Here is a 1,885-nt window from a genome sequence, read left to right as displayed (position 1 = left end):
GTGCAGGGCCTGCTCCCGAGCCTGCTCGGCGGGCTCGTCCCGGTTCCGGCCGCGGTCGCCGCGGTCCCGGCCGTCCCCGTCGCCACGCCCGCGTTGCCCCTGACCAGCAACGAGACGGTGGGGGCCGACCAGGTGGAACCGCCGGTCCCGGCGCCCTCGCTCCCGGCCCCGCCCGAGGTCCCGGCGCTTCCCGCGGCGCCCGCGCTGCCGGGCGTCCCGGCCGGCCTGCCGCCGCTCCCGGCCGACCTGCCCAGCGCGCCCGGAGAGCTGCCCGCCGTCCCCGGTGAGGTGCCCGGTGTGCCTGCCGACCTGCCCGCGCTCCCGGGCGAACTGCCGGCGCTCCCGGGCGAGCTGCCCACCATGCCTGCCGACCTGCCCACCGCCCCGGGCAATCTGCCGGCCCTGCCCGGCGGACTGCCCCCGGCCCCCGGATCGCTGCCCGCTGCGCCCGGTGAGCTGCCGGCCCTGCCGGCCGAGCCGCCGGCCCTGCCGGGCGAGTTGCCGCCGGCTTCGGGAGCTGTGCCGCCGGCGCCGGCCGCACCCGCTGAGCTTCCCCCGGCCCCGAGTGCGCCACCGGCCGGCTGAATCAACTCCGAGAATTCATCGCGCAGCCCTCCCGAATACACCGGGCAGACAGGGCGTGAATGCGTTTCCAGGATTACGAACGGGGCGACCGGCGATTTTCGTCGGCCACCCCGTTCGCCGCCCAGCGAGACCGGACATCACCGAGGGTCACGAAACTCCGTCACCCTCCGCCCATTCCGCGCCGGCGGCGACGAGTCCGTGCTCCAGTGCACGGAACACCTCGCCCAGCAGATCCCGCAGTTCCGAGCCCTCCTCGGTGAGCCAGCGCTCGTAGGCCGCAAGGGCGACACCGAGGCAGGCGTGGCCGATCGTCTGCGGGACCAGCGCATCGCTCGGGACGCCGAGCCGCGCGGCCGCGTAGTCGGCCACGACCTGGCGCCACGCGGCATAGCGCAGGGTCGAGTGGGCCTGCAGGGCAGGCGTCCCGAGGATCAGCCGCAGCCTGCGCCGGTGCCAGGGCTGCTCGTCCGGATCGACCTCGTTGAAGTCCAGCACCGCGGCCCGGATCCCGGCCATCACGGGGATCTCCGGGGGCAGCGCGGCGAAGTTCGCCCGCATCCGGTGCAGCTGCTCGTCGAACGCGCCCCACGGCACGTCGTTCTTCGAAGCGTAGTAACGGAAGAAGGTCCGCCGTCCGATGCCGGCAGCCTGGGCGATGTCGTCCACCGTGGTGGTGTCGAAACCCCGGCGGGTGAAGAGGTCGAGTGCGATGTGCTCGATCTCGGAACGCGACGTGACGGGGCGCCGACCGGCCCTGCGGGCCCCGGCCGCCCCTTGCTCGGCGACTGCGGACATCGCCCCTTCCTCCGCGGCACCGTTGGCCGTCGACATCGTGATCCCGCCCGCGCAGGTCTGGGCGCGGTGAGCACAGCATCCCACGCACCGGAAGCCGGCCGGGTGCGACGACATGCCGGGGATTGCGGATTGCGCGTCGTAGTGCGACGGTCATCGGACTCGGGCGACGGGATCCGGCCCCGTCATCCCGCCGCCCTGCCTCCCAGAGGAGCGGCATGCGGATCCACCGCCGGCCGGTCGAGCCGTTCGACGACGACCTGCTGCTCGCCGGCCTCGCGACCGGCGATGCCGAGCTGTCCGTCGCCTTCGTCCGCCGCTTCCAGCGCCGGGTGTTCGGGGTGGCTCTGAGCGTTCTGGGTGAGCCGCGGCTCGCCGAGGACGTGTCCCAGCTGGCCTTCGAGCGCGCCTGGCGGCACGCCCAGGTCTACGACCCGTGCCGGGGCTCGGTGGCCGCGTGGCTCACGAGCATCACGCACAACCTGGCCGTCGACGTGGTGCGTGCGCG

Annotated in this window: 2 protein-coding genes and 1 pseudogene; 2 read left to right on the top strand and 1 reads right to left on the bottom strand. The window is 74.5% G+C overall.

All coding sequences use genetic code 11. From position 1 onward, the window contains the following. Nucleotides 1-585: pseudogene (locus tag HF519_RS29960) on the top strand (hypothetical protein); the annotation flags it as partial. Nucleotides 586-732: 147 nt separating this feature from the next. On the opposite strand, the gene mftR reads toward HF519_RS29960, so the two are convergent. Then, nucleotides 733-1,380, bottom strand: coding sequence for a mycofactocin system transcriptional regulator MftR (mftR, locus tag HF519_RS29955; RefSeq protein ID WP_169416307.1), 648 nt, complete (start codon nucleotides 1,378-1,380; stop codon nucleotides 733-735). A 215-nt stretch (nucleotides 1,381-1,595) separates the two neighbouring features. Between mftR and HF519_RS29950 the strand changes: the two genes are divergently transcribed. Continuing rightward, nucleotides 1,596-1,885 (top strand): sigma factor (locus HF519_RS29950; RefSeq protein WP_281358683.1); only part of this gene is annotated, 290 nt, incomplete at its 3' end.

It is taken from the genome of Pseudonocardia bannensis (assembly GCF_012911875.1).
In the GTDB taxonomy this organism is placed as follows: Bacteria; Actinomycetota; Actinomycetes; order Mycobacteriales; family Pseudonocardiaceae; genus Pseudonocardia; species Pseudonocardia bannensis.
Note: the sequence above shows the minus strand (reverse complement) of the source record. Positions and strands in the feature narration are given on the sequence as shown.

What these genes read in the sequence shown, in the direction of transcription:
- mftR (WP_169416307.1), bottom strand. Translation starts at nt 1,380, where the DNA reads ATGTCCGCAGTCGCCGAGCAAGGGGCGGCCGGGGCCCGCAGGGCCGGT.